Here is an 18,052-nt window from a genome sequence, read left to right on the forward strand (position 1 = left end):
GATTGCGCGCGTTTATCAGGTCTCGCCGCGTTTCACCAGACTGGCCGCGGGGGTGCGGGCGCGACGACGCAGGTTCGCTTCGCGCCACATGGCGTAACCGCCCGCCGCCGCGATCAGCCCCGCACCAATCAACATCGGCAGATCGGGGCGTTCGCCGAACACCACGGCGGCCACGAACAGCGCAAATGCCAGCCGAGTATAACGAAACGGCGCGATGACCGAGGCTTCGCCCAGACGCGACGCAGCGACCAAAGCGGCATAGGCCAGAACGCCGAACACCACCGTTCCAACGACATAGCCCAGTTCCCGCAGCCCCGGCATCACCGGCGGATCACCGGGTAGAACAGCCAGCACCACCCCGGCAATGGCAATCGCGCCGAATGCCGATGCCGACAATTGATCCGACGGAATATCGCGCGGAATCAATCGCGTGGTCAGGTCGCGGATCATCAGACCAATCACGCCCAGCACCGCCCACAGCATCGACGGATGAAACGCCGCCGTTCCGGGCCGCAAAATCAGCATGACCCCGGCGAACCCAATCGCGACCGACAGCCAGCGACGCCAGCCGACCTTTTCGCCCAGAAACACCGCGCCCCCCAGCACCAAGGCCAGCGGCAGCACCTGCAAAATGGCACTGGTGGACGACAATTCCCCGGTGGCAAGCGCGGTGACAAAGCCAAAGGTTCCAATGACTTCACCCGCGTTTCGGGTCATCACGCGGGGATGGATCAGCGCACGGGTCACAAACGGCACGCCCTTGCGCGCCATCTGCACCCAAAACGCCACCATGCACAGCGCACCCGTCATCGCCAGAATCTGCCATACGGGGATCGCGTGGCTTAACCCTTTGATAAAGGCGTCCTCGATCGCGAACAGCGCCATGGCCAGCGTCATGAACAGGGCCGCGCGGCTGTTGTCGTTGGTGTCGCCGGTCATGCTGCCCCCTGCGGCCAACTGCCGCGTCTTGCCATTCGGATGATGCCGGATCATTCTGCCCCCACCACGCAAAACGCAAGGGGGGTGTGATGATCCTGACCGTTTCTGACATGACATGCGGGCATTGCAAAGCCGCGATTGAAACCGCCATTTCCGACGCAGGCGGGCAGGCTGTCGTTGATTTGACGGCAAAAACCGTGACCGTCACGGGGCTGGATTCCGCGACCGCCGAATCGGTGATTCGCGATGCCGGGTTTTCGCCCGACGCATCCGCGCAGGACTGACACACCACATCTTGCGCCCGGCGCGGCGTGACCTACGCCATGGGCATCACGCATCCGTGATGACAGGCATTAACCGTTTTGTAATAAAGACGTGTCACACACGGGCAAAAGAACCGCACGAACCGGCGCCCGACATTATGAGGAGACAGAGATGCAGTTGAACCGCCTGATCATCGCGGCCGCTGCGGTTGTCATGACCGCGCCCCTGGCCATGGCTGGCCCCATCGACAATGCCTGTGTGCGGTCCGACCGTGCGCGTGGCAACGCGCCGCTATGTGGTTGCATCCAGCAGGTCGCGAACCAAACCCTGTCGCGCGCCGATCAACGCCGCGCCGCGCAGTTCTTTGCCGACCCTCACCGCGCGCAAGAGGTGCGGACATCCAAACGCGACGCCGATAACGCCTTCTGGGCGCGCTATCGCAACTTTGCCAACCAAGCCGAAGCGTTCTGCCGTCGCTGATGCGCATCACCGTTCTGACCGGCGCCGGTGTTTCCGCCGAAAGCGGGCTGGCCACATTCCGCGCCAGTGACGGGCTGTGGGAACAGCACCGGATCGAAGACGTCGCCACGCCCGAAGCGTTCATCCGCGACCCCGATCTGGTGCATCGTTTCTATAACATGCGCCGCGCGGCGGCGACTGTGGCGGAACCCAATGCCGCGCATCGCGCCTTGGTCACCTTGGCCGACAAACACGACCTGACCCTGATCACGCAAAACGTCGATGATCTGCATGAACGCGCAGGCAGCACGGATGTGATCCATATGCATGGGGCGCTAAACTCGGCGCTGTGTGCGGTCTGCGGCAATCGCTGGCCCGCGCCTGCGGTGATGCAGGTGAACGATCCCTGCCCCGCCTGCACCGCGCCCGCGACGCGGCCCGACATCGTGTGGTTCGGGGAAATGCCCTATCACATGGAACGCATCTGGGATGCCTTGGACAACAGCCATCTGTTCGTGGCCATCGGCACATCGGGCAATGTCTATCCGGCGGCGGGGTTTGCCCAACATGCCGGTCGGCGCAATGCGCTGTGTCTGGAAATCAATCTGGAGCCCAGCACAAACCGCGCCGATTTCGACCGTCAGATTCTGGGACCGGCGACCGTCACCGTGCCGGAATGGGTCGCGTCACTTTAGGCGCGCCAACACCTCGGCGGTCAGGGCGTCGATTTCGTCGCGCGCGGGGCCGGTCTTGGCGCGCTCAATCGCGCCCAACCCCAGCCCCAGCGTTTCGGCATAGGCGACACGATTCGCGATTTGCGTATCAGCCACAACCGCGCCCAATTCGACGGCCTTTTCCGCCACCTCGGCCGACAGCCGAGTGTTCGGACGCACACGGTTCAGCACCACCAGCATATCGGCCCGTTCCCGCCGCGCCAGATCCAGCACGCCTTCGGTCGCCCACAGATCCACATGGCTGGTTGCCACCGGCACCAGCACCAAATCCGCCACCCGCAGCGCAGGCCGCAAATCGCTGTCGATTTTCGGCGGTGTGTCGATGATGACGAAGTCAAAGCGTTTCTTCAGCTTTTCCGATTCATAGCTGGCCCCCCACGCGGAGGAGGTGGAAAAATCCATCGCCTCATCCTCGCCCTGCGCCTGCATCCGTTCGATGAACCAACGGCCCATACTGCCCTGCGGGTCGGTGTCGATCAGCGCGACAGAGTGGCCGCGCGCATGAAGCGCCACGGCAAGATTAACGGCCAGCGTCGTTTTCCCCGAACCGCCCTTTTGCTGCGCCACCGTGATGATTTTGCCCGACATATCGCCCCCCGCTGCGTTTCGCGCAGGTTAGCCCCGCAAAACCCGGATTGCACGGGCTTTTTGCGTAAATCGGTCAGTTATCAAACACCGATTGCACTTCATACATGACGGGTTCGAAACTTTTGCAGGCGGCGTGAATATCGCGGTTGCGGCGGCGCATTTCGTCGCTGCGCAGCATCGCCTGATAATCGCGCCGGTCGCGCCATTGCGAATAGGTGGCGATCCGCGTCTGCGCGTCATTCAGATGAATCGCCCCGCCAAGACAACCGGGCTGACGGCTGATGACCTGATCCCAGGCATCGGTCAGCATCTCTAACACATCCTGCGCGCTGCCGGGGGTGACGTCAAAGGTGGTGATGACGGTCTGACCGTCGAAATCGCGGCGAATGGTGGGCATCGCGTTCTCCTTTGCTGATTGGTCCAGCCTAGCACGATTTTCCCCGGCGTGAAGCCGATTGCAGCGCCCGCCCGCGCGGTGCATGTTGTGCAAATGTTAAGGAAAGGCACAGCATGATCCCGGTGTTTGACGGCCATAATGATTTTCTGCAACGCGCCGCCGCGCAGGGGCCGCATGTCTGGACCCACGGCGACGGCTTGGGGCATCTGGACCTGCCGCGCGCGCAGGCGGGTGGGTTCGTTGGTGGGTTCTTTGCGATTTGGGTGCCAAGCCCGGCCAGCGATGACGACGCCGCGCATATGGCGCTGATGCAGAACCCGCCCTATGCCGTGCCGCTGCCCGACCCGGTTGACCATGCCGACGCGCTGCCCCCGGCATTCGCGCAGGCCGCCGCGCTGATGGCCATGGAACGCACAGGAACGGTCGATATTTCACGCAATATCAACGATCTGCGCGCAACAATTGATGCCGGACGCATCGCCGCCATCATGCATATGGAAGGGGTCGAGGCGATCCGCGATCCCGACGCCCTGCATGTCTGGCACGCCATGGGGCTGCGGTCGTTGGGGCCGGTCTGGTCGCGGCCAACCGCGTTCGGGCATGGCGTTCCCTTTGCCTTTCCGGCCAGCCCGGATACCGGGCCGGGGCTGACCGATCTGGGCCGCGCGCTGATCCGCGAATGCAACGCGCTGCGCATCATGATCGACCTGTCGCATCTGAACGAGGCCGGTTTTAACGACGTGGCCACCCTGTCCGACGCGCCTCTGGTCGCGTCCCACAGCGCCGTTCACGCGATTTGCCCCAGCACCCGCAACCTGACCGACCGGCAATTGCAGGTCATCGCGGATAGCGGCGGGCTGGTGGGGTTGAACTTCGCGACCAGCTTTCTGCGTGCGGATGGGCAGCGGATGCCGTTTCCGGGCTTTGACCCGATGCTGCGGCATCTGGATCACATGCTGGCCATTCTGGGCGAAGATGGAGTCGCCGTGGGGTCCGATTTCGACGGCGCGTTGATGCCGGCGGATTTGGCGGATGTGTCGGCCTTGCCCGCGCTGATCGCGGCGATGCAGGCGCATGGTTACGGCGACGCGCTGATCCGCAAAATCGCCTGCGATAACTGGATCGGGCTGCTGGCGCGGACATGGGGATAAATCGTGGGGGATAACGCAAACGCCGGGCGATTTACCCGGCGTTTTCAACGCTTAATCCGACGAGGTTAACGGCCCGGTCAGCGCCGCATCGACCTGCGCAATCGCGACCATTTGCGCCAGTTCGGGATCCTTGGCCATATCGGCCAAGGCGAAACGGTCGGTCAGGCTGCTGGGCGACAGTTCCACATTGCTGATGACCTGCGCGCCGGGTGCTGCCGGGCCATAGGTCTGACCGTTCACCGCGAAATACACCGCGCCCGAATTGCCGGTGCGCAGGCGGGGCGCGTCTTCGAGCTTAGGCAGGGTAAAGCGTTCGCCCGCATCCATAATTTTCTCCAACAGCACGGTGCCATCGGCGGATGTGACCCGCACCCAGGCCGGACGCGCGGCCAGCAATTCCAATTCCGGCGCGTCAGGCGCGACCGTGCGCACCGGCGCATCGACCACTGCGACCTGCTGACCGGGCCAGTCGGGGCCAAAATCCGTTCCGCGCGGAGTCGCCGCCACATCAGCCGACGCAATCACCGACCCCACATCCGGTACGTCAAAGACCAGCCCCGGATCAATCGCCGCAATCGGACCGTCACGCGCGGTTAACACAGGCGCTTCAAGGATTTGCGGGCGATACATGCGGTCAACCGCCTCGGGCTGGGGCAGCGCGGCGATGTCGGTGTCAAACTGAACCTCGGGACCGACCAGCGACGGTTGCGCCACCGGGTCCAGCGTGGTGACAATCGCGGGCGTCCCTTCGCCGGGGGCCAGCGTCACGCGCTGCACCTCTTGCAGAACGGTGTAGCCGCCATAGGCCAGACCGCAGACCACCGCGACCAGCACCAGAACCGACCCAATCGCGCGGGGTTCCACATCGGACCAGAAACTTTGTTCCTGCGGGATGAACAGCGCGCGGGGGTTCGCCAATGCCTCGGCCGGGTCCGACGGGCGGCGCGTGGGTTTCGGGCCAGCCGCCGCCGGTGCCATGCCATGCGTGGGCTGAAACCCCGATTCGGTGCAGAACCGGCGGAACGTCCAATCCGGGTCCATGCCCAGATACCGCGCATAAGACCGGACATAGCCCGAAATAAAACTGGGCGTATCAAAGGCCGAGATGTCGCAATTTTCGATCGCCGCGACATAAGACGCGCGAATCCGCAATTCCCGCTGAACATCCAGCAAGGATTTGCCAAGCGTCGCCCGTTCGCCACGCATAAGATCGCCAAGCCGGGTGTCATCATCGGGCAAGCCCGATTCGATTGGCAACACCTCATCTGCCGGGTAAGTGTCCCGCAGCCTGCTCATCCCGAATGCCTCTTTCGCCGATTATGTGGCCGATCCGAATCAGATCATGCCACAGGTTCTTTAACCAAAGGTTATCACGCTGGCGAGAGCGGTTCACCCGCTGATTTATCCTATGCGCTTAATTCCGCGCGATTCAGCGCGCAATGTGACCACAGCCGATCCATGGCGCGAACCAGATGGTCGATCTGTTTGGGGTCATGCACGGGCGACGGCGTGAACCGCAGCCGTTCGGTGCCGCGCGGCACGGTCGGGAAATTGATCGGCTGCACATAAACGCCGTGATCGGACAGCAGCATGTCGGACAGCATTTTACAATGCACCGGATGGCCGACATGCACCGGCACAATATGGCTGCCATGGTCGATAATCGGCATCCCCAGCGATTTCAGCCGGTCTTTCAAAATCCGGGCGTGCAATTGCTGGGCATCGCGCAAGTCCTGCCCCGCCGCCGTTTTCAGATAGGCAATCGACGCCGCCGCCCCCGCTGCAACCGCAGGCGGCAGAGACGTGGTAAAGATGAACCCCGGCGCATAGGACCGGATCGCGTCGCACATTTTCGCGCTGCCCGCGATGTAGCCGCCAAACACGCCAAACGCCTTGCCCAGCGTGCCGTTGAAAATGTCGATGCGGTGCGACAATCCGTCGCGTTCCGCCACGCCACCACCACGCGGGCCATACATGCCGACCGCGTGAACTTCGTCCAGATAGGTCAGCGCGCCAAATTCATCGGCCAGATCGCAGATGGCCGCAATCGGCCCGAAATCTCCATCCATTGAATAGATGGATTCGAACGCAATCAGTTTGGGTGCCGCCGGATCATCCGCGGCCATCAATTCCCGCAGATGCGCCACATCATTGTGACGGAACACACGTTTTTCGCCGCCATTGCGTTTGATCCCTTCGATCATGGATGCGTGGTTCAGCGAATCGGAATAGATGATCAGCCCCGGAAACAGCTTGGGCAGCGTGGACAGCGTGGCGTCATTCGCGACATAGGCACTGCTGAAAATCAGCGCGGCCTCTTTGTCGTGCAGGTCGGCCAGTTCGGCCTCTAACCGTTTGTGATAGGCCGTCGTGCCGGAAATATTGCGCGTGCCGCCCGACCCCGCACCGGCGGCGTCCAAGGCCTGATGCATGGCGTCCAGAACGACCGGATGTTGCCCCATGCCCAGATAATCATTGCCGCACCACACGGTGATGTCTTGTTTTTCACCATCGGGACGGTTCCAGACCGCCTGCGGAAACCGGCCCTTGGCGCGTTCAATGTCAATGAACGTGCGGTATCGTCCTTCGTCATGCAGACGAGAAATGGCCAGATCCAGTGCGGCGTCGTAATTCATGCGGGCGTTCCCTTGCATAGATGGCTGGGTATGATCATTCTGTCTGATCAAGCGCGGCGCGACCTTGATAAAGGTCAAAGCGCGAAAAAAACAGGGCAAAACGTCATGACGCGACGAAATGCCTATCCCGGAAACACAGATCAACCGTCAGGAAAGGCGCGAATGATGACCCAAGACAAACTCAATCAGGTGCTGGACCGGCTGGATACGGGGCTGGATGACGCGCTGAACCGGCTGAAGGCGTTTCTGCGTATCCCGTCGATTTCCACCGATCCGGCACATAACGGCGATGTGCGCGCGGCGGCGGAATGGCTGGCGAATGAATTGCGCGACTTGGGGTTCGACGCGCAGCTGCGCGACACGCCGGGTCATCCGATGGTCGTCGCCCACAGCCCGCGCGGCGATGCCCGCCCGTTACTGTTTTACGGCCACTATGACGTGCAACCCGTTGATCCGGTTGAGCTATGGGACCGCGCGCCGTTTGATCCCGAAATTCAGGACACCCCGCAAGGCCGCGTGATCCGGGCGCGCGGCGCATCCGATGACAAAGGCCAGCTGATGACCTTTGTCGAGGCGTTCCGCGCATGGCGCGACATCCACGGCGAATTGCCCACCGACATCACCATCCTGTGCGAAGGCGAAGAGGAATCCGGTTCTCCGTCGCTGCGTCCGTTCCTGCGCGACAATGCCGATGAACTGCGGGCGTCGCTGGCGATGATCTGCGACACCGGGCTGTATGCCGATGGCCGCCCCGCCATCACCACCCAATTGCGCGGTCTGGTCGGGCAAGAGGTCACCATCCACGCCGCCGACCGCGATCTTCATTCCGGCGCCTTTGGCGGGCTGGCCGCAAACCCGATCCTGATTCTGGCGCAGGCTCTGGCCGCGTTGAAGGACGACACCGGCCGCGTCACCCTGCCCGGTTTTTATGACGGCGTGCAGGAATTGACCGATGATCTGCGCGCCGATTGGGACGCGCTGAACTTTGACGCGGCAGGGTTTTTGTCGGGCGTCGGTCTGACCACACCCATTGGCGAACGCGGGCGCACTCCGTTAGAAATGCTGTGGAACCAACCGACCGCCGAAATCAACGGGATTACGGGCGGTTACACGGGTGCGGGCTTCAAAACCGTGCTGCCCGCGCAGGCAAGCGCCAAGGTCAGCTTTCGCCTGACCGGCCAGCAAGACCCCGAAAAAATCCGCACCGCGTTTCAGGACCATATCCACCGCTTTGTCCCCGATGATTGCCGGGTCGATTTCACCGATCACGGCGCCAGCCCCGCCAGCGTGATGGACACCAGCGACCCGGCCTTTGGTCAGGCGAAACAGGCGCTGACCGATGAATGGGGCGTTGATGCGGCCTATATCGGGGCGGGCGGGTCCATCCCAATCGCGGGCGATTTCAAGGAATTGCTGGGTATGGACGCCATGCTGATCGGCTTTGCCCGCGACGATGACCGCATCCATTCGCCGAACGAAAAATACGATGTGGACAGCTTTGCCAAAGGCGCGCGGTCCTGGGCGCGCATCATCGCGGCGCTGCGGTAAGATCGGGCGGGGCGTGACAGCCCCGCTTTTTTCTTGCGTGAGTTTTGATATAGTATTACATAACGTAAAACTGCAACGGATCCCCCATGACCGGCAATCTTGGCCATACCGCTCAACGCCGCCGCCGCACCGCCAACCCGATGGCGCGCTATGACGCCCTGCCCCAGCCGCTGCGCCGGTGGATGGCGGATGCCGCGCTGCCGTGGTCGGCCACGTCCTGCCTGCGCCTGTGGCAGCGCGCGCAGCAACGCGGCACCAACCCGACCGAAGCCCTGAACCGCGCCCAAGCAAACGCCCTGCGCCGCGAACGCCGGTTCTGAATGGACAGCGCCGGGGGCTACGCGCCCCCGGACCCTGCGGGATATTTAAGCACAGAAGATAAAGCCGACGCGCCTAACCCAAGCCCGTTTCGCGTAAGTAATGCCGGACCGCATCCGCGACATGTCGAAACCGGTCCCCGCCCAGATGTTTGCCGCCATACCAACGGGTGACAATAATCACATGATCCCGCAATTCCGCGCGTTCGATCATCTGCAAGATCAACGCCCCCGCCCCGGTTTCGCCATCATCATCGCGCGCCGGTTCACCCGACAGCACCGCCGCCCAACTGTGATGCGTCGCCTTTGCAAAGCGTTTATTCGCACGCAATTCCGCAATCAATGCCGCCACCTGCGCGGGGTTCGATGCGGGCGCACCCGACACCGCATAGCGTGACCCGCGATCGGAAATGATCTTATCAAAGACGCGCAGGTTCATCGGTATCTTCTGTGTCAAAATATCCTGGGGGAGTCGCCTTCAGGCGACGGGGGCAACGCCCCCTGACCCGCTTGATATTCAAAGCCGACCTGATGGTCCGCGACCCAAGCCGCCGCGCGGCGGTCCTGTTCGGTTTCGGCCCCCGCGCCCCAGGGGCGAAAGCGCAACCGAAACGCCGCCAGCCGCATATCAGCCGGTGCGTCCGGGTAACCAATTGCGGTCAGGCTGTCGGCCAGAGGGCGATCCGCGCCCGGCCCCGACCACAGCGCCAGCCCCTGACGCGCTAAGCGTTCCCAATCAAATCGCGGGCCGGGGTCGCATTTACGCGTGGGGGCCAGATCGGAATGGGCGATCACCCCCTTGGGGCCGATGCCCCACCGGCTCATCATCCCGCGCAGCAGATCGGTTAATGCATCCATCTGCGCGGCAGCAAAAGGACGGTCGCCGGGATTGGCTATTTCAATCCCAATGCTGCGGGAATTGACGTCATCCTGACCGCGCCACGATCCGGCACCGGCATGCCATGCGCGGCGATCCTCGGGAACCAATTGCTCAACCGCACCGGTTTCGTCGATCAGGTAATGGGCGCTGACCTCGGCCTCGGGGTCGCAGAGGCGCGCGCGGGCTGATGCCGCATCCGCCATGCCGGTATAGTGCAGCACGATCAGGCTGGGCCGCTGGCCCCGCCGGTCGCCATGGTTCGGGCTGATCACAGCGGCGCGTCACCCGCCGCGGGTTGAGGCGCGCGCCAGCGAACCGGCGCGGGCGGCACGGGGTTTTGCCCCGCAATATCCGCCGCCGTGGGGGCATAGAACGGACGCGCCACCGGAATGACCTGCGACGGCACCGTGGTGCCGGTCAGGGCCGCTTCGCGCGCGATTTTATACTGACCATAAGCGTCGCCGCCCATCTGGTAATTCGGGTTCATCCCGCTGTGGGCGCCGCAACCGGCAACGGCCAGCACACCCAAAATCATCACGCCGCGCATATCGCCCCCCTAGTTTCGCCTGATCTTACCACCAACGATCCGGCTTGGCCACAAAACCCGCCGCGCGTTCCAGCACGCTGGCCTGATTCAGCAGATCGCCTTCTTCGAACGGGCGGCCGAACAGTTGCATCCCCAGCGGCAGACCCTTGGCGTCCAGCCCCATCGGGACCGAGATCCCCGGCAGACCCGCAAGGTTCAGCGTCACCGTGAACACGTCGTTCAGATACATCTGCACCGGATCGTGGCTGTCGGATGCGCCGATGGCAAAGGCCGATGACGGCGTGGCGGGTGCCAGAATCGCGTCAATGCCGCTGTCGAATGCCTGTTCAAAGTCGCGCTTGATCAGCGCCCGCACCTTGCGCGCGCGGTTGTAATACGCGTCATAGAACCCCGCCGACAGAACATAGGTGCCGATGATGATGCGGCGCTGAACCTCGGGGCCGAACCCTTGGGCGCGGGTTTTTTCATACATATCGACGATGCCGTCACCGGCGCCCAGCGTCGCGCGATGCCCGTAACGCACCCCGTCATAACGCGCCAGATTCGACGATGCTTCGGCCAAGGCCACAACGTAATAGGCTGGCAGCGCGTATTTCGTATGCGGCAGGCTGATGTCCACGATTTCTGCGCCCGCATCGCGCAGCATATCCGCGCCCTTGCGCCACAGCGCGTCGATGTCATCGGGCATCCCGTCAACGCGGTATTCACGCGGAATCCCGATGCGTTTGCCGCGAATGTCGCCGGTCAGGGCGGCTTCGAAATCCGGCACAGCAATGTCGGCACTGGTCGAATCCATCGGATCGACCGAGGCCATGGCGCCCAGCATGATCGCCGCGTCGCGCACCGATTTGGTCATCGGCCCCGCCTGATCCAGCGAGCTGGCATAGGCGATGATCCCCCACCGGCTGACCCGGCCATAGGTCGGCTTCAGGCCCACGGTGCCGGTAAAGGCCGCCGGTTCGCGGATCGACCCGCCGGTATCGGTGCCGGTCGCGGCCAGACACAGATCCGCAGCCACGGCCGCCGCCGACCCGCCCGACGATCCGCCCGGCGTCAGTTGCGTGTCGCCGTCGCGCCACGGGTTCACGGCAGGGCCATAGACGCTGTTTTCATTGGCCGAACCCATGGCGAATTCGTCCTGGTTCAGCTTGCCCAGCATGACCGCACCCGCATCCCACAGGTTTTTGGTCACGGTCGATTCATATTCGGGACGGAATCCCTGCAAAATGCGGCTGGCGGCCTGCGTCGGCACGCCTTGGACGCAAAAGTTATCCTTGATCCCCACAGGGATGCCGGTCATCGCCACGCCGTCACCGGCACGGATGCGGGCATCGGCGGCGCGGGCCATGTCCTGCGCCTTATCGGCGGTCATGTGAACAAAGGCGTTCAGCGCCCCGGCCCCGTCAATCGCGGTCAGGCAGGCATCGGTCAATTCAACGGCGGTGACATCCCCACGGCGCAGCGCGTCGCGCGCATCCGCAATCGTCAGTTTATTCAGATCGGTCATTCCACCACCTTTGGCACAGCAAAGAATCCCTCGCGCGCGTCGGGCGCATTGGCCAGAACCTGCGCCTGAGCGCCACCCGCCGTCACCTGATCATCGCGCCGTTTCAGCCGCATGGGTGTGACGCCGGTCATGGGTTCGACGCCGTCGACATCCACTTCGTTCAGCTGTTCCATGAAATGCAGGATGCCGTTGATTTCATTGGCAAGCGCCGGCAAAGCGGCAGGGTCAACCGCGATGCGCGCCAGATGCGCGACCTTGCGGGCCTGATCCTCGGTGATGGACATGACGTTTCCTTTCGTTGACCCCGCGTTTACAGGCGCGCGCGCGGTATCGCAAGGCTAAGGCGAGGGCAAAACGGCACCCCGGCGGGGGTGCCGTTCGCGCCCATCAGCGGGCGGTTTCGCGGATGACGTCGCCGCTGCGGTTCAGTTCCAGCCGGACGGTTTCGCCCTGCGGGTTAGTGGCGTCAACGGTGGCGCGGCCTCGGTTCTGCTGCACGGTGCCAAGGTTCGAATAACCGGCGTCCTGCAAACGCTGAACGACGGCGGCGGTGTCGAAATCGGCGCGCATCTGGCGTTCGCCCCGATCGCCGCGTTCGCCCCGGTCACCGCGCGGGCCACGGTCGCCGCGCTTACCGGCATGGTCTTTGCCGCCATGGCCGCGCATCTCGCGGCGGTCATCATCGCCGCGGGCAAAGCGCATCACCCGCCCCGCATCGTCAAACATCGCGCGGATCTTCTGGCCCGAGCCGTCAACGCCGCGCAACCCGAACCCCTGATCGCCCAAACCCACAGCGTTGATCACGCTGAACTGAGCGTAAATATCCGCGTCCCGCACGGTTTGCGGCAGAAGCTGCGTCAGGGCAAAGTCGGGCATCGCGCCCTCGCCCGCGTCAATGCCGCGCAGCGCGCCGTCGCGCGACACAATCGCGGTCACGGCGGTGTCATCGGCCAGCGTGCCGGTCAGGCGGCGGTCGCCCCGGCGGGTGGTGTCGTCGCCCGTCACGGTCAGGCCCAGCACGGTCAGTTGCGACGGCAGCGCCGTGGTTTGGCTCTGCGCCGGTGCGGGGGCCGGAATCACCGGTGCGGTTTGCGCGAATGCGGTGCCAGCAACAGCGATGATCAGGGCGGCGGTGCCTGCGATGTGTTTCATGCTCATGTCTTTTCCTTTTTCGGTTTTGGCCCTGTCTGGGCCGGACGAATCGCTTTTACGAAACGACAACCGAATGAATCGCCAATATCCTGTTAGGGTTTCGTTTGGTTTTTCGTGCCATAATGGCGGCATGTTACGCGCAATTGTGATTCTGTTGGCCGTTTTTCTTGCCCCGCCACTGGCGGCGCAGGATGGGTGGGATCATGCGTTCCGGCCTCTGCCCTTTCACGACGCGGCGGTGCGGGTGACGGCGCGGTATCAGGGGCGCTTGATTGCGGCAGCGCCCAAACCGCCAACCCCGGACGAAATGGAACTGGGCGCACAACTGGTTTACGAATTCCGCCTGCTGACCCCTGCGCGGCATCTGCTGGTGATCCGCATGGACGCCCGCGACGGGCGGTTTCTGGATGTAGCCGGTCAGGGCCAGCTTCAGGCACGACGCAAAGGAACATAAATGCGCGCTTTGATTGTTGAGGATGATCCGGTTCTGGCCGGGCAATTGGCGGATGCGATGCGCGCGGCGGGCTTTGTCACCGATCACGCGGATGACGGCGAACAGGGTGAATTTCTGGGCGCGACGGAAACCTATGACGTGGCGATCTTGGATCTGGGCCTGCCGGGGATGCCGGGATTGCAGGTGCTGACCCGCTGGCGCGATCAGGGGGTGACCATGCCGGTTCTGATCCTGACCGCCCGCGGCGATTGGAGCGATAAGGTCGCAGGTTTCCGCGCGGGCGCCGATGATTACGCCGTCAAACCCTTTCGTCTGGACGAAGTGGTTCTGCGCGCGCAAACCCTGATCCGGCGGGCGGCGGGGCATGTGCGCCCGGTCATTCCGGCGGGGCGGCTGCAACTGGACAGCCAGTTAGGGGTGATCACGCTGGACGGCATGGCGCTGAAACTGACGGCGTTTGAAGCGCGGATCATGGCCTATCTGATCCACCATCAGAACCGCGTGGTCAGCCGCACCGAATTATCCGAACATTTGTATCAGGCCGACACCGACCGCGATTTCAAATCCATCGAGGTGGTGATCGGCCGCCTGCGCCGCAAAGTGGGCGACGGCGTGATCGAAACCCGCCGGGGCGAAGGTTACATCCTGCGGTCGGGGGCCTGATGCGGTCGATCCGGGGGCGGCTGTTGATCCTTGGCGGGGTGTGGCTGGCGGTCGCGCTGATGGCCGCGTTTCTGGTGATTGCTGGGCTGTTGGAACGGTTTGTGACCGCCCGCTTTGACGCGGAAATGGAGGCGGCGGCGGATGGGCTGATGGTGGCGCTGAACGCGCAGGGTGGAGCGGTTGCGCTGACCCATTCGCCCGATGATCCGCGCTTTTCGCTGCCCTTCAGCGGCTGGTATTGGCAGGTCGCGGCGGATGACCGGGTGGTGGCGCGGTCCGCGTCTTTGCTGGATGGGCAGCTCAGCGGGCCTGAGGGGGAATACAGCGGCGGCACCGGCGCGGGGTCGGATGGTGCGGCGCTGCGGGTGCTGCGGCGTCAGGTGACGATCCCCGACAGCGACGCGGTGATTGCCCTGACCGTCACCGCGCCGCAGTCCGACATCCGCGACAGCCTGCGCCAGATTATCCCAACCTTGGCCGCAGCCTTGGCGGTTTTGGGCATCGGGCTGGCACTGGCCAGCGTCATTCAGGTGACCGCGGGCTTGCGCAGTCTGGACCGGGTGCAGGCCGATCTGCGCGCCGTGCGGGCGGGCGCGCGCGACCGGCTGGCGCTGCCCGATGTGTCCGAACTGCGCCCGCTGACCACCGAAATCAACGCCGCTCTGGATCAGAACACCGAATTGCTGACCCGATCCCGCCAGCATCTGGGCAATCTGGCCCATTCGCTGAAAACGCCCTTGGCGGCGCTGTCGAATGAATTGCCGCCCGGCGATCCGGGGCAGGCGCTGATTGCGCGGATGGATCGGCTGATCGGCTGGCACCTGCGGCGCGCACGCAGTTCCGGCGCGGCGGTATTGGGGCAACGAACGCCGGTGCGCCCGGTGATCGACGACATTCTGATGGTGCTGCGTTGGCCGATGCAGGATCGCGGCATGACCGCCGAAGTCATCTGCACGGGCGACGTGACCTTTCCGGGCGAGCGTCAGGATCTGGACGAAATCATCGGCAATCTGTGCGAAAACGCCGCGAAATGGGGGCGCAGCCGGTTGCGCATCACCGCCACGAATACAGCCCTGAAAATCGAAGATGACGGCCCCGGCCTGCCCCCCGAATCCGCCGCGCAGGCGATGACACGCGGCGCGCGGCTGGACGAACACGGCCCGCCCGGCACCGGGCTGGGGCTGGCGATTGTCGCCGATCTGGCCGCGCTTCATGGGGGCGAATTGCGGCTGGAGCGGTCCGATCTGGGCGGGCTTTCAGCGGTTGTGACATGGCCTAGGCCCAGATCAGCTTAGCCGCAATCAGCCACATGACTGCGCCCACCGCCGCATCCAGCACCTGCCACGCGCGGGGCTGGCGAAACAGCGGCTGCAACAGGCGCGCGCCATAGCCCAGACCAAAGAAAAACACGAATGACCCCGTCATCGCCCCGGCGGCAAAGACCCAACGATCCGGCATCTGCGCCGCGATGCTGCCCAGCAAAACCACGGTATCCAGATACACATGCGGGTTCAGCCAGGTCAGCGCCGCAATGGTCATCAGCGACGTGGTCAGGCTGGTGACGCTGCCCGAGGCCTCCAGCGACTGGCCGCCGCGCCACGCCGCCAGAAACGACCGCGCGCCATAGGCCAGCAAAAACGCGGCCCCACCCCACCGCATCGCGGGGATGATCCACGGGATCGCGCGTTCCAGCCCCGCCATTCCGGCGACGCCCAAGCCAATCAGAAACGCATCCGACACGGCACAGAACAGGCAGATCACAAACACATGCTGCCGCAGCAACCCCTGTTTCAGGACAAAGGCGTTCTGCGCGCCAATCGCCATGATCAGCGACAGCCCCGTTCCAAAACCTGACAAAAACGTGACCATGCGCCCCCCTATGACAATAACGGCGTTTATGCGCGTCATCGCGCGCCGGTGCAACGGGGCGCGGTCCCTTGCGCAGGCCGCAGTGCAAACCTAAATTGACGGCAAGCAAAAGGATCACGCCATGTTCGCCATTCCCGGCACCGTCCCGGTCACCATCACCCCCGCCGCCGAACGGCAGATCGCGCGCCTGATGGCGGGCAAAAACGCATTTGGCCTGCGCATCGGGCTGAAGAAAGGCGGCTGCGCGGGCATGGAATACACGATGGAGCTGGCCTCTGCCCCCGCCCCCAACGAAGAAGTCGTCGAACAGGGCGAAGCCCGCGTCATGATCGCCCCGATGGCGCAGATGTTTTTGTTCGGGACCGAAATTGATTATGAAACCGGGCTGTTGGAATCCGGGTTCAAATTCCGCAATCCGAATGTCACCGATGCCTGCGGTTGCGGGGAATCGGTGACCTTTGAACCCTTGCAGGGCAGCCGCGTGGGGTCGTGATGGCTGTTGGCGCTATCGCTGTTGCACGCGCGGGCCGGGGCTTTTAAGCCATCCCAAACCTTAGGAGGGATGACATGGCACCGCGCAAACTGGCCGCTGGCAACTGGAAAATGAACGGAGATCTGGCGTCGCTGGATCAGATTGATGCACTGGTGGCGGCGCATGGCCGCGCGGGATGCGACGTGCTGATCTGCCCGCCCGCGCTGTTGGTGCATCCGATGGCCGCGCGCGCCGGCAGCGCGATTGCAGTCGGCGGTCAGGATTGCCACGCCAAATCGTCGGGCGCGCATACGGGTGACATTGCCGCAGGTCAGTTGCGGGATGCGGGCGCGTCCTATGTCATCATCGGCCATTCCGAACGCCGCGCCGATCATGGCGAAACCGATGCCGATGTCACGGCCAAGGCGCAGGCCGCGCATGACGCGGGTCTGATCGCGATTATCTGCGTCGGCGAAACCGAAGCGCAGCGCGATTCCGGCGATACGCTGGACGTGATCGCGGGCCAGCTGACGGGCAGCATCCCGGCGGGCGCGACGGCGGCGAACACCGTGATCGCCTATGAACCCGTCTGGGCGATTGGCACCGGCCGCACCCCCACCACCGACCAAATCGCCGAGGTTCACGCCCTGATGCGCGCCCATCTGGATGGGCTGGTCGCGGATGCGGGGAATGTCAGCCTGCTCTATGGTGGCAGCGTAAAGCCCGACAACGCCGCGCCGATCTTTGCGCTGGCGAATGTGGACGGCGCACTGGTTGGCGGCGCCAGCCTGAAGGCCAGCGATTTCGGCGCGATCATCACCGCCTTGGACGCGGCCTGACCCCTAACGGCAGTTGGCGGCGTTCCCGCCGACTGCCCCAATCGCCCAGGCGTTCATCTGCCCCACCAGCGACAGCGCCGCCGCGTCAAAGGCCGGGATCAGTTGCGCCGTTGCCGTTCCCGCCGCCGGGGCGCTGACCGCGAATTGCCGCCGCGCGATGATCCGGGCATCCATTTCATTCACGATCTGCGCATTGACCCGCATCACGATGCGCGTGCCGTCTTCGCCGGTTACCGCGTTGAAATCGCTGATTTCCGTCAACATCGCGTAATCCCCCGACAGGCCCAGCGGTTCGCGCCCCACATGCGTAAACACGTCATAGGCGCCAAGGCTGCGCACCAACAGCGTTTGCAGCATCACCGGCGCGCTGTCGGACCAACGGGCATCGGGCAGATACTGCACCTGCAACGCATTGGGGCGAATCATGATGCGGTCGGTGTCCAGCACGCCGCCGGCTTTTGGGACCTCGACCACCACTTCGCCGCGGCGGCCCTGCCCGCATTGGCGCGGCGTATCGACGGGCGCGCGCAATTCAAACACATCGCGCGCGGGTTCGCCCTGCAACGCCGACAGCGCCGCGCAACCGGGCAGAGCCAGAACCAGACCAAGGGCGGCAAAGGTGGTTTTCATCAGCGG

24 protein-coding genes are annotated in these 18,052 nt (G+C 63.9%); 11 read left to right on the plus strand and 13 right to left on the minus strand.

The features are described from left to right. Window positions 1-15 precede the first annotated feature (15 nt). Window positions 16-993 carry a DMT family transporter gene (locus Q4G20_RS02625; protein WP_303341777.1) on the minus strand — a complete coding sequence of 326 codons (978 nt, stop codon included), beginning with the start codon at window positions 991-993 and terminating at the stop codon, window positions 16-18. A gap of 35 nt (window positions 994-1,028) precedes the next feature. On the opposite strand from Q4G20_RS02625, the gene Q4G20_RS02630 reads away from it, so the two are divergent. From Q4G20_RS02630 to Q4G20_RS02640, 3 genes are all read left to right on the plus strand, one after another. Then, window positions 1,029-1,223 carry a heavy-metal-associated domain-containing protein gene (locus Q4G20_RS02630; RefSeq protein ID WP_303341778.1) on the plus strand — a complete coding sequence of 65 codons (195 nt, stop codon included), beginning with the start codon at window positions 1,029-1,031 and terminating at the stop codon, window positions 1,221-1,223. A 151-nt stretch (window positions 1,224-1,374) separates the two neighbouring features. Next, window positions 1,375-1,683, plus strand: a complete 309-nt coding sequence (locus Q4G20_RS02635) for a hypothetical protein (RefSeq protein ID WP_303341779.1) — start codon at window positions 1,375-1,377, stop codon at window positions 1,681-1,683. Next, window positions 1,683-2,357, plus strand: coding sequence for an NAD-dependent deacylase (locus Q4G20_RS02640; RefSeq protein WP_303341780.1), 675 nt, complete (start codon window positions 1,683-1,685; stop codon window positions 2,355-2,357). Before Q4G20_RS02635 ends, Q4G20_RS02640 begins: the two co-directional genes overlap by 1 nt. Here Q4G20_RS02640 and parA read toward each other — a convergent pair. Further along, window positions 2,349-2,984 carry a ParA family partition ATPase gene (gene parA / locus Q4G20_RS02645; protein ID WP_303341781.1) on the minus strand — a complete coding sequence of 212 codons (636 nt, stop codon included), beginning with the start codon at window positions 2,982-2,984 and terminating at the stop codon, window positions 2,349-2,351. The genes Q4G20_RS02640 and parA overlap by 9 nt on opposite strands. 73 nt (window positions 2,985-3,057) lie before the next feature. Beyond that, window positions 3,058-3,381: an antibiotic biosynthesis monooxygenase gene (locus tag Q4G20_RS02650; protein WP_303341782.1), complete on the minus strand. Its 324-nt coding sequence runs from the start codon at window positions 3,379-3,381 to the stop codon at window positions 3,058-3,060. A gap of 113 nt (window positions 3,382-3,494) precedes the next feature. Between Q4G20_RS02650 and Q4G20_RS02655 the strand changes: the two genes are divergently transcribed. Beyond that, a complete protein-coding gene (locus Q4G20_RS02655; protein ID WP_303341783.1) occupies window positions 3,495-4,532 on the plus strand; it encodes a dipeptidase in 1,038 nt (345 codons plus the stop codon). 51 nt (window positions 4,533-4,583) lie between these two features. Here Q4G20_RS02655 and Q4G20_RS02660 read toward each other — a convergent pair whose 3' ends face one another. Together Q4G20_RS02660 and hemA are read right to left on the minus strand one after the other, a co-directional pair. Beyond that, complete coding sequence (locus Q4G20_RS02660) at window positions 4,584-5,828, minus strand: helix-turn-helix domain-containing protein (protein ID WP_303341784.1); 1,245 nt, start codon at window positions 5,826-5,828, stop codon at window positions 4,584-4,586. 110 nt (window positions 5,829-5,938) lie between these two features. Continuing rightward, window positions 5,939-7,168 carry a 5-aminolevulinate synthase gene (hemA, locus tag Q4G20_RS02665; RefSeq protein WP_303341785.1) on the minus strand — a complete coding sequence of 410 codons (1,230 nt, stop codon included), beginning with the start codon at window positions 7,166-7,168 and terminating at the stop codon, window positions 5,939-5,941. 165 nt (window positions 7,169-7,333) lie between these two features. On the opposite strand from hemA, the gene Q4G20_RS02670 reads away from it, so the two are divergent. Together Q4G20_RS02670 and Q4G20_RS02675 are read left to right on the plus strand one after the other, a co-directional pair. Further along, window positions 7,334-8,716 (plus strand): M20/M25/M40 family metallo-hydrolase, encoded by a 1,383-nt coding sequence (locus Q4G20_RS02670; RefSeq protein ID WP_303341786.1) that lies wholly within the window; start codon window positions 7,334-7,336, stop codon window positions 8,714-8,716. Between the two features lie 86 nt (window positions 8,717-8,802). Next, window positions 8,803-9,036, plus strand: a complete 234-nt coding sequence (locus tag Q4G20_RS02675; protein ID WP_303341787.1) for a DUF6525 family protein — start codon at window positions 8,803-8,805, stop codon at window positions 9,034-9,036. 73 nt (window positions 9,037-9,109) lie between these two features. Here Q4G20_RS02675 and Q4G20_RS02680 read toward each other — a convergent pair whose 3' ends face one another. From Q4G20_RS02680 to Q4G20_RS02705, 6 genes are all read right to left on the minus strand, one after another. Beyond that, window positions 9,110-9,472, minus strand: a complete 363-nt coding sequence (locus Q4G20_RS02680; protein ID WP_303341788.1) for a YigZ family protein — start codon at window positions 9,470-9,472, stop codon at window positions 9,110-9,112. Window positions 9,473-9,486: 14 nt separating this feature from the next. Next, entirely contained in the window at window positions 9,487-10,116 is a 630-nt protein-coding gene (locus Q4G20_RS02685) for an N-acetylmuramoyl-L-alanine amidase (RefSeq protein WP_303341902.1), read from the minus strand. Between the two features lie 65 nt (window positions 10,117-10,181). Beyond that, window positions 10,182-10,460, minus strand: coding sequence for a hypothetical protein (locus Q4G20_RS02690; RefSeq protein ID WP_303341789.1), 279 nt, complete (start codon window positions 10,458-10,460; stop codon window positions 10,182-10,184). Between the two features lie 25 nt (window positions 10,461-10,485). After that, window positions 10,486-11,967: an Asp-tRNA(Asn)/Glu-tRNA(Gln) amidotransferase subunit GatA gene (gene gatA / locus Q4G20_RS02695; protein ID WP_303341790.1), complete on the minus strand. Its 1,482-nt coding sequence runs from the start codon at window positions 11,965-11,967 to the stop codon at window positions 10,486-10,488. Continuing rightward, entirely contained in the window at window positions 11,964-12,251 is a 288-nt protein-coding gene (gene gatC, locus Q4G20_RS02700) for an Asp-tRNA(Asn)/Glu-tRNA(Gln) amidotransferase subunit GatC (protein WP_303341791.1), read from the minus strand. Before gatC ends, gatA begins: the two co-directional genes overlap by 4 nt. Before the next feature lie 103 nt (window positions 12,252-12,354). Then, window positions 12,355-13,125, minus strand: coding sequence for a hypothetical protein (locus Q4G20_RS02705; protein WP_303341792.1), 771 nt, complete (start codon window positions 13,123-13,125; stop codon window positions 12,355-12,357). Between the two features lie 124 nt (window positions 13,126-13,249). Here Q4G20_RS02705 and Q4G20_RS02710 point away from each other — a divergent pair, with 124 nt between their 5' ends. The 3 genes from Q4G20_RS02710 to Q4G20_RS02720 are packed head-to-tail and all read left to right on the plus strand — an operon-like array spanning window position 13,250 to window position 15,531. Next, window positions 13,250-13,573 (plus strand): PepSY domain-containing protein, encoded by a 324-nt coding sequence (locus Q4G20_RS02710; RefSeq protein WP_303341793.1) that lies wholly within the window; start codon window positions 13,250-13,252, stop codon window positions 13,571-13,573. Then, complete coding sequence (locus Q4G20_RS02715; RefSeq protein ID WP_303341794.1) at window positions 13,574-14,236, plus strand: response regulator transcription factor; 663 nt, start codon at window positions 13,574-13,576, stop codon at window positions 14,234-14,236. It begins immediately after the preceding gene. Next, entirely contained in the window at window positions 14,236-15,531 is a 1,296-nt protein-coding gene (locus Q4G20_RS02720; protein WP_303341795.1) for an ATP-binding protein, read from the plus strand. Before Q4G20_RS02715 ends, Q4G20_RS02720 begins: the two co-directional genes overlap by 1 nt. Here the strand turns inward: Q4G20_RS02720 and Q4G20_RS02725 are convergent. Further along, entirely contained in the window at window positions 15,512-16,105 is a 594-nt protein-coding gene (locus Q4G20_RS02725; protein WP_303341796.1) for a LysE/ArgO family amino acid transporter, read from the minus strand. The two genes, Q4G20_RS02720 and Q4G20_RS02725, sit on opposite strands and share 20 nt — an antisense overlap. Before the next feature lie 121 nt (window positions 16,106-16,226). On the opposite strand from Q4G20_RS02725, the gene Q4G20_RS02730 reads away from it, so the two are divergent. Together Q4G20_RS02730 and tpiA are read left to right on the plus strand one after the other, a co-directional pair. Then, entirely contained in the window at window positions 16,227-16,598 is a 372-nt protein-coding gene (locus tag Q4G20_RS02730) for an iron-sulfur cluster assembly accessory protein (protein ID WP_303341797.1), read from the plus strand. Between the two features lie 74 nt (window positions 16,599-16,672). Then, a complete protein-coding gene (tpiA, locus tag Q4G20_RS02735; RefSeq protein WP_303341798.1) occupies window positions 16,673-17,416 on the plus strand; it encodes a triose-phosphate isomerase in 744 nt (247 codons plus the stop codon). 3 nt (window positions 17,417-17,419) lie between these two features. Here tpiA and Q4G20_RS02740 read toward each other — a convergent pair whose 3' ends face one another. Continuing rightward, window positions 17,420-18,046, minus strand: a complete 627-nt coding sequence (locus tag Q4G20_RS02740) for an ABC-type transport auxiliary lipoprotein family protein (RefSeq protein ID WP_303341799.1) — start codon at window positions 18,044-18,046, stop codon at window positions 17,420-17,422. Window positions 18,047-18,052: the final 6 nt, after the last annotated feature.

The sequence above is a fragment of the Paracoccus sp. (in: a-proteobacteria) genome, from assembly GCF_030538495.1.
GTDB lineage: Bacteria > Pseudomonadota > Alphaproteobacteria > Rhodobacterales > Rhodobacteraceae > Paracoccus.

Bases quoted from the DNA above. Each gene is read 5' to 3' on its own strand.
- Q4G20_RS02670 (WP_303341786.1), top strand. From the start codon at position 7,334: ATGACCCAAGACAAACTCAATCAGGTGCTGGACCGGCTGGATACGGGG.
- parA (WP_303341781.1), bottom strand. From the start codon at position 2,984: ATGTCGGGCAAAATCATCACGGTGGCGCAGCAAAAGGGCGGTTCGGGG.
- Q4G20_RS02720 (WP_303341795.1), top strand. From the start codon at position 14,236: ATGCGGTCGATCCGGGGGCGGCTGTTGATCCTTGGCGGGGTGTGGCTG.
- hemA (WP_303341785.1), bottom strand. From the start codon at position 7,168: ATGAATTACGACGCCGCACTGGATCTGGCCATTTCTCGTCTGCATGAC.
- Q4G20_RS02630 (WP_303341778.1), top strand. From the start codon at position 1,029: ATGATCCTGACCGTTTCTGACATGACATGCGGGCATTGCAAAGCCGCG.
- Q4G20_RS02740 (WP_303341799.1), bottom strand. From the start codon at position 18,046: ATGAAAACCACCTTTGCCGCCCTTGGTCTGGTTCTGGCTCTGCCCGGT.
- Q4G20_RS02650 (WP_303341782.1), bottom strand. From the start codon at position 3,381: ATGCCCACCATTCGCCGCGATTTCGACGGTCAGACCGTCATCACCACC.
- Q4G20_RS02635 (WP_303341779.1), top strand. From the start codon at position 1,375: ATGCAGTTGAACCGCCTGATCATCGCGGCCGCTGCGGTTGTCATGACC.
- Q4G20_RS02675 (WP_303341787.1), top strand. From the start codon at position 8,803: ATGACCGGCAATCTTGGCCATACCGCTCAACGCCGCCGCCGCACCGCC.
- Q4G20_RS02690 (WP_303341789.1), bottom strand. From the start codon at position 10,460: ATGCGCGGCGTGATGATTTTGGGTGTGCTGGCCGTTGCCGGTTGCGGC.
- gatC (WP_303341791.1), bottom strand. From the start codon at position 12,251: ATGTCCATCACCGAGGATCAGGCCCGCAAGGTCGCGCATCTGGCGCGC.
- Q4G20_RS02640 (WP_303341780.1), top strand. From the start codon at position 1,683: ATGCGCATCACCGTTCTGACCGGCGCCGGTGTTTCCGCCGAAAGCGGG.
- Q4G20_RS02710 (WP_303341793.1), top strand. From the start codon at position 13,250: ATGTTACGCGCAATTGTGATTCTGTTGGCCGTTTTTCTTGCCCCGCCA.
- Q4G20_RS02715 (WP_303341794.1), top strand. From the start codon at position 13,574: ATGCGCGCTTTGATTGTTGAGGATGATCCGGTTCTGGCCGGGCAATTG.
- gatA (WP_303341790.1), bottom strand. From the start codon at position 11,967: ATGACCGATCTGAATAAACTGACGATTGCGGATGCGCGCGACGCGCTG.
- Q4G20_RS02680 (WP_303341788.1), bottom strand. From the start codon at position 9,472: ATGAACCTGCGCGTCTTTGATAAGATCATTTCCGATCGCGGGTCACGC.
- Q4G20_RS02625 (WP_303341777.1), bottom strand. From the start codon at position 993: ATGATCCGGCATCATCCGAATGGCAAGACGCGGCAGTTGGCCGCAGGG.
- tpiA (WP_303341798.1), top strand. From the start codon at position 16,673: ATGGCACCGCGCAAACTGGCCGCTGGCAACTGGAAAATGAACGGAGAT.
- Q4G20_RS02660 (WP_303341784.1), bottom strand. From the start codon at position 5,828: ATGAGCAGGCTGCGGGACACTTACCCGGCAGATGAGGTGTTGCCAATC.
- Q4G20_RS02730 (WP_303341797.1), top strand. From the start codon at position 16,227: ATGTTCGCCATTCCCGGCACCGTCCCGGTCACCATCACCCCCGCCGCC.
- Q4G20_RS02685 (WP_303341902.1), bottom strand. From the start codon at position 10,116: ATGGCGGATGCGGCATCAGCCCGCGCGCGCCTCTGCGACCCCGAGGCC.
- Q4G20_RS02705 (WP_303341792.1), bottom strand. From the start codon at position 13,125: ATGAGCATGAAACACATCGCAGGCACCGCCGCCCTGATCATCGCTGTT.
- Q4G20_RS02725 (WP_303341796.1), bottom strand. From the start codon at position 16,105: ATGGTCACGTTTTTGTCAGGTTTTGGAACGGGGCTGTCGCTGATCATG.
- Q4G20_RS02655 (WP_303341783.1), top strand. From the start codon at position 3,495: ATGATCCCGGTGTTTGACGGCCATAATGATTTTCTGCAACGCGCCGCC.